The 6,547-nt window shown below is 67.5% G+C and carries 6 protein-coding genes; 5 read left to right on the top strand and 1 reads right to left on the bottom strand.

The features are described from left to right. The coding region (locus ABDW21_RS15825; protein ID WP_343710717.1) for a hypothetical protein at nucleotides 1–188 on the bottom strand (188 nt) is incomplete at its 3' end. Between ABDW21_RS15825 and ABDW21_RS15820 the strand changes: the two genes are divergently transcribed. From ABDW21_RS15820 to ABDW21_RS15800, 5 genes are all read left to right on the top strand, one after another. After that, complete coding sequence (locus ABDW21_RS15820) at nucleotides 102–1,370, top strand: glycosyltransferase (RefSeq protein WP_343710716.1); 1,269 nt, start codon at nucleotides 102–104, stop codon at nucleotides 1,368–1,370. The genes ABDW21_RS15825 and ABDW21_RS15820 overlap by 87 nt on opposite strands. A gap of 299 nt (nucleotides 1,371–1,669) precedes the next feature. After that, on the top strand, nucleotides 1,670–2,941 hold the full coding sequence (locus ABDW21_RS15815; protein WP_343710715.1) for a glycosyltransferase: 1,272 nt from the start codon (nucleotides 1,670–1,672) through the stop codon (nucleotides 2,939–2,941). A gap of 121 nt (nucleotides 2,942–3,062) precedes the next feature. Beyond that, nucleotides 3,063–4,445 (top strand): nucleotide sugar dehydrogenase, encoded by a 1,383-nt coding sequence (locus ABDW21_RS15810; RefSeq protein ID WP_343710714.1) that lies wholly within the window; start codon nucleotides 3,063–3,065, stop codon nucleotides 4,443–4,445. Then, nucleotides 4,445–5,437 (top strand): GDP-mannose 4,6-dehydratase, encoded by a 993-nt coding sequence (locus tag ABDW21_RS15805; protein ID WP_343710713.1) that lies wholly within the window; start codon nucleotides 4,445–4,447, stop codon nucleotides 5,435–5,437. Before ABDW21_RS15810 ends, ABDW21_RS15805 begins: the two co-directional genes overlap by 1 nt. 16 nt (nucleotides 5,438–5,453) lie before the next feature. Further along, nucleotides 5,454–6,547 (top strand): nucleotide disphospho-sugar-binding domain-containing protein (locus tag ABDW21_RS15800; protein ID WP_343710712.1); only part of this gene is annotated, 1,094 nt, incomplete at its 3' end.

Raw genomic sequence — 6,547 nt, 5'->3', positions numbered from 1 at the left:
ACGCCCAGCTCACAGTCGAAGGACCAGGCATAATGACCGATGCTCGGCACGTTGCCTACGGGCACGACGACACACGACAACTGACAAGGGCAAAATCCGCGATGAAATTTGTGCTGGCGAGCTACGGGAGTCGCGGCGATGTCGAGCCCTCCGTCGTTGTCGGCCGCGAACTGCTGCGCCGCGGGCACGATGTGTGCATGGCCGTCCCGCCCAACCTGGTCGGCTTCGCGCAGGCGGCAGGGCTGTCGGCGGTCGCCTACGGGCTGGACTCGCAGGCGATTGTGGAAACGCAGCGCAACTACTGGACGGGCTTCTTCCGCAAACCGTGGAAGATTCGGGATCTGAACAGGTTGGGGCGTGAGAGCACGGAGCAAATCGCCCGGTGCCTGGGGGAGATGACCACGACGCTGAGGTCGCTGGTTGACGGAGCCGACTTGCTGATCGCCGGCCTGATTTTCGAACAGCCCGCTGCCGACGTCGCCGAGCGTTACGGCATCCCGTTGGCCACGCTGCATTTCTTCCCGGTGCGGGCCAACGGCGCGCTCCTGCCGTTCCTGCCGCCGCCGGTGACCCGCACCGTGATGACGGCCAACGACTGGCTGTCGTGGCGCACGCTGAAGAAAGTCGAGGACGCGCTGCGGTGTGATCTGGGCCTGCCGAAGGCCACCCGCCCCGCGCCGCGGCGAATCGCGGAGCGCGGATCGCTGGAGATCCAGGCCTACGACGAAGTGTGCTTTCCCGGGCTGGCGGCCGAGTGGGCGACATGCAATGGCCTGCGGCCCTTCGTCGGCGGGCTGGCGCTGGAGTCGCCGACGGATGCCGATGAGGAGGTCGCGTCGTGGATCGCCGCGGGAACGCCGCCAGTGTGCTTCGCGTTCGGAAGCATACCGCTGGCATCTCCGGCGGACACGATCGCCATGATCGGCGCGGCCTGCGCGCGGTTGGGCGAGCGGGCGTTGGTCTGCTCTGCCGCCAGTGACCTGCGCAACGTGCCCGATGTCGAGCACGTCAAGGTGGTGGGCGCGGTGAGCTACGCGGCGATTTTTTCCGCCTGCCGCGCGGTTGTGCATCACGGTGGCGCGGGCACCCTGGCCGTGACTTTGCGCGCCGGAGTCCCCCAGTTGGTGTTGTGGACGCTGCCGGATCAGCCGCTCTTCGGGATTGCGGTCAAACGACTGAAGGTGGGCACTGCCCGGCGTTTTTCCAGTACTACCGAGAAGTCGCTGGTGGCGGACCTGCGCCGGATCCTGGCCCCGCAGTACCTCGCCCGGGCCCGTGAGATCGCTGCCCGGATGACCTCATCCGCCGATGCCGTCGCGACCGCCGCCGACCTTGTGGAGGAGTTCGCCCGCCGCAAGCGGCTCGGCTGATTGGCGACGGCGAAAATTGACCGCAGACGTGCGATGTGATCGACTCGCCCGTGTCGGCCGGGTTTCCTTGGCTACGAGAGCATTCGGGTGCCCGCCCAGAGCGTCTGCCGGTAAAGGTCGCGCATCCGGTGCGAGAGCGATGGATTAGGCTGCCGGGCGAGTAATCCGCGCTCTGACCATTGCACTGGCCACGTGAGCGACTGGGCTGGCACGTGCAGGGTGAACGCGAAGAGAGGATTCGCCGTGCGATCGACCGGGCAAGGGCCGACCCGCGATACCTCGAAGGGCCGGGAGGCGCGATGAGGTTTGTGCTGGCGAGCTGGGGAAGTCGCGGCGAAGTGGAACCCTGCCTTGTTGTCGGCCGCGAGCTGGTCCGCCGCGGGCATGACGTCTGCATGGCCGTCGCGCCGGACCAGGTTGGCTTCGTCGAGTCGGCCGGGCCTACGGCGGTCGCCTTTGGACCGGATGTGCAGACCATTCTGGACGCGTACCGCGACTTCTGGACGTGTTTTTTCCGCAAGCCCTGGAGGATCCGGGATCTGAAACGGCTGCTGCACGACATTGCCGAGCCCCTCACCCAGTGCCGGGAGGAGATCAGCGCGACGCTGACGTCGTTGACAGACGGGGCCGACCTGCTATTCACCGGCATGAATTACGAGTACGCCGCTGCCAATGTCGCCGAGTACCGCAACATTCCGTTGGCGACGCTGCATTGGTTCCCGTTGCGGGCCAACGGCCGGCTGCTGCCGTTCCTGCCGGCGCCGTTGGGCCGCGCCGCAATGACGGCGTTCGAGTGGCTGTCGTGGCGGGGGACACGGCAAGTCGAGGAGGCGCAGCGTCGTGAACTGGGCCTGCCGAAGGCGACAGTGCCGTGGCCGCAGCGGATCACCGAGCGTGGATCGCTGGAGATCCAGGCCTACGACGAGGTGGGCTTTCCCGGGCTGACAGCCGAATGGGAGCGATGGGGAGGGCAACGGCCTTTCGTCGGCGCGCTGACCATGGAGTTGCCGACGGATGCCGACGAGGACGTCGCATCGTGGATTGCTGCGGGAAAACCGCCGATTTGCTTCGGGTTTGGCAGCATACCGGTTGAATCGCCCGCCCACACGCTCGCGATGATCAGCGCGGCGTGCGCGCGGTTGGGCGAGCGGGCGCTGGTGTGCGCCGGCTTGAGTGACTTCACCGATGATCCGCACCTCGAGCACGTCACCGTGGTGGGTGCGGTGAACTACGCGGCGGTCTTTCCCGCCTGCCGCGCGGTCGTGCACCACGGCGGAGCGGGCACCACGGCCATAGGCCTGCGTTCGGGCGTCCCAACGTTGATCCTGTCGACGGACCTCAACCAGACGCTGTTCGGAGCCGCGGTCAAACGGCTGAAGGTGGGCACCGCCCGGCGTTTTTCGAGCACGACTGTGGACTCGCTGGTCGCGGACCTGCGCCGGATTCTGGCCCCGGACTACCTCGCCCGGGCCCGCGACATCGCCGCCCGGATGACCACACCAACCGATGCCGTCGCGGCCGCCGCTGACCGGGTGGAAGAGTTCGCCCGCCTCACGCGTGTCGGCCGGTAGACCTGTCAGGACGGTCGCACATCCGGTGGACGGGTGATGGATTAGACTCCCGACCGGGTCGGCCGGGCGTGGACATCTCGCAGCCCGCGCCCGCACGGTGACTGAAGGGCGAGGATCCGCGATGGCTGAAGGCGTGTTCGGGCGCAGCGACGCCGAGATCGACCTGTTGGTCCGGGGCATGCGGTCGGGGATCGCGGTGGTCGGCTTCGGCTACATCGGCACGGTGATCGGCGCGGTGCTGGCTGATCGCGGCTGGCCTGTGACGGGAATCGACGTGCGTCAGACCGTCGTCGACGAGATCAACCTGGGCAAGACCACCGTGCCCGAACCGGGGCTGAACGAGATCGTGTCCAACAACGTGCGAGTCGGCCGGCTGCGCGCCACAACCGATTTCGGCGCCCTCGCCGACAACGACTTCGTCATCGTGACCGTCGGCACGCCGCTGGGTCCGGACTACGAGCCGATCGTCGACGACATCGAGGCGGCGGCGCGGGCCGTGGGGGAGCACCTGCACCCCGGCCACCTCGTCATCCTCAAGAGCACCGTCCCGCCCGACACCACCGAAAAGCTGTTCCGGCCGATCGTCGAGGAGACCTCGGGGCTGCGCGCCGGGGTCGATTTCGGGTTGGCGTTCTGCCCTGAACGGCTCGCCGAAGGCCAGGCCATCCACGAGCTGATGTCGATCCCCATCGTCATCGGCGCCGTCGACGAGCGCAGCGCTCGCGCCTGCTCCACACTGTGGCGACACGCGTTGGGGGTGGAGTCCGTCATCGTCGACGATCCGCGGACCGCCGAGATGGTCAAGCTCGCGGACAACCTCTGGATCGACCTCAACGTCGCGCTGGCGAACGAACTGGCCAAGGTGTGCGACGGGCTCGACATGGACGTGCTCCAGGTCATCGAGGCGGCCAACACCATGCCCAAGGTCAACCACAATGTGAACATCTTGAGGCCGAGCATGGGTGTCGGCGGCTACTGCCTGACGAAGGATCCGTGGTTCGTCAACCATCTGGGGCAGTCCCTCGGGTTGGACCTGGCCATTCCGCGGACGTCGAGAACCGTCAACGACACGATGCCGGCCTACACCTACGAGCTGCTCACGCAACTCCTCGCGGATGCGGGCAAGGCGATCGGGACCAGCAGGATTGCGGTGCTGGGCATCGCGTTCAAGAACAACACCGGCGACTGCCGGCTCACCCCCACCAAGTACATCCTCGCCCTGCTCGAGGAGTCCGGCTGCCGGCTGTCGGTCCATGATCCGTGGGTGCCCGACGAGGAGGCCCGCACGGTGACGCAGGTCCCGCTGACCGCGGACATCGAGTCGGCGGTCGAGGGTGCCGACGCCCTGGTGGTCCTCGCGGGGCACCGGCAGTTCCACCAGATCCCGCTGGCCCGGCTCGCCGACCTGGTGGCAGACAGGTGCGTGTTCCTCGACGGGCGGAACAGCTTCGACCCGGCGGCGGTGCGCGCCGCCGGCTTCGTCTACAAGGGCATCGGTCGATAGTGTCCAACGTCGTCGTGACGGGCGGCTACGGCTTCATCGGATCGCACCTGGTCTCGGCGTTGCTGAGCCGCGGAGATTCGGTCACGGTGTTCGACTTCGCGAAGAACACCCGTGACAGCAGCATCGACTTCGATCGGCATGCCAACTTCCGGTTCGTGCAAGGTGACGTCACCGATCTGGCCGCGCTGGAACAGGCCCTGAGTGCCGGCGTCGACACGGTGTTCCACCTGGCCGCGGTCGTCGGTGTCAAAAACTATCTCGACGACCCGCTGCGGGTCCTCGACGTCAACGTGACCGGCACACGCAACGTCCTGGAGCTGAGCCGTCGGCACGCAACCCGGGTGCTGTTCGCCAGCACGTCGGAGGTGTTCGGGAAGAACCCCAAGCCCCCCTTCGCCGAGGACGACGATCGCGTCCTGGGCTCGACGCGGACCGCGCGCTGGAGCTACAGCACCAGCAAGGCCATGGCCGAGCATTTGGTCTTCGCGATGCACACGGCCTATGGGTTGCCGGTGACGGTGGTGCGCTACTTCAACGTGTACGGCCCGCGGCAGAACCCGATATTCGTTGTCTCGCAGAGCATCCACCGGATCCTCAACGGCCGCCCGCCGCTGCTCTACGACTCGGGCGACCAGACACGCTGCTTCACCTACGTCGACGACGCCATCGCCGGCACCTTGCTCGCGGCCGACAGCAGCGCGGCGATCGGCGAGGCGTTCAACATCGGGAGCATGACCGAGACGACGATGCGTGACGTTGTCGCTCTGGCGATCAAGATCGCGAACGTCGACTCGGTGTCCAGCGCCGAAACTGTCGACACCGCGGCACGTTACGGCGGCCGCTACGAGGACATCCCCCGTCGTATCCCCGACTCGACCAAGGCGCAGCGAAAGCTGGGCTGGCGCCTGCAGGTCGACGTCGCGGAAGGGATCCGCCGCACCGTCGAGTGGGCGCGGGCCAACCCGTGGTATCTCGAAGAACCGCGGACGTGACGGGCCGGATCACGCGATGAAATATGTGCTGGCTTTCCACGGGACCCGCGGTGACGTCGAGATCGGCGTCGCTGTCGGCCGTGAGCTGGTGCGCAGAGGGCACGAGGTGCGCCTGGCCGTCTCGCCTGACCTGGTGGGCTTCGCCGAGTCGGCCGGGCTTGCGGCGGTCGCCTACGGACCGGATTCGCGGACGGCGCTGGCGAGGGATTTCGGCGCGAACCTTTTCAAGGATTTCCCGCACAGCGTCTGGAGGATCACGGATCTGACCAGGCTGTGGCGCGAGTACTGGGAGTTCGTCGCACAGTGCTGGACGGACATGACCGCGACGCTGGTGTCGCTGGCGGATGGTGCCGACCTGTTGTTCACCGGCCTGATCTTCGAGGACGGCGCCGCTAACGTCGCGGAGTATCACGGCATTCCGCTGGCCACGCTGCATTACTTCCCGGTGCGGGCCAACGGCCAGCTCCTGCCGTTGCTGCCGGCGCCGTTAGCCCGCACCGCAATGACGGTGTTCTGGTGGCTGTCGCTGGGCGTGTTCGGGAGGCTCGAGGCGGCGCAGCGCCGTGAACTGGGCCTGCCGAAGGCCACCGGCCCCGCGCCGCGCCGGATCGCCGAACGCGGGGCGCTGGAAATCCAGGCGTATGACCAGGTGTGCTTTCCCGGGCTGGCCGCCGAATGGGCGAGATGGGATGGCCAACGCCCCTTTGTCGGCGCGCTGACGCTGGAGTTGCCGACCGATGACGACGAGGAGGCCGCGTCGTGGATCGCCGCCGGGACACCGCCGATTTGCTTCGCGTTCGGCAGCATGTCGATGGAATCTCCGGCCGACACGATCGCCATGATCGGAGCGGCCTGCGCGCGGTTGGGCGAGCGGGCGCTGGTGTGCTCCGGCCTGAGCGACTTCACCGGCGTGCCCGCTGTCGAGCACGTCAAGGTGGTGGGCGCGGTGAATTACGCGGCCATCTTTCCGGCCTGCCGCGCGGTCGTGCACCACGGCGGCTCGGGCAGCACGGCCGCGAGCCTGCGCGCCGGGGTCCCCACGTTGATCCTCTGGGCGGCGCCTGATCGGCAGCTGTGGGGAACTGCGGTCAAACGATTGAAGGTGGGCAC

It is taken from the genome of Mycobacterium sp. (genome assembly GCF_039583805.1).
Lineage (GTDB): Bacteria > Actinomycetota > Actinomycetes > Mycobacteriales > Mycobacteriaceae > Mycobacterium.
Note: the sequence above shows the minus strand (reverse complement) of the source record. Positions and strands in the feature narration are given on the sequence as shown.

What these genes read in the sequence shown, in the direction of transcription:
- ABDW21_RS15820 (WP_343710716.1), top strand. Translation starts at nt 102, where the DNA reads ATGAAATTTGTGCTGGCGAGCTACGGGAGTCGCGGCGATGTCGAGCCC.
- ABDW21_RS15815 (WP_343710715.1), top strand. Translation starts at nt 1,670, where the DNA reads ATGAGGTTTGTGCTGGCGAGCTGGGGAAGTCGCGGCGAAGTGGAACCC.
- ABDW21_RS15810 (WP_343710714.1), top strand. Translation starts at nt 3,063, where the DNA reads ATGGCTGAAGGCGTGTTCGGGCGCAGCGACGCCGAGATCGACCTGTTG.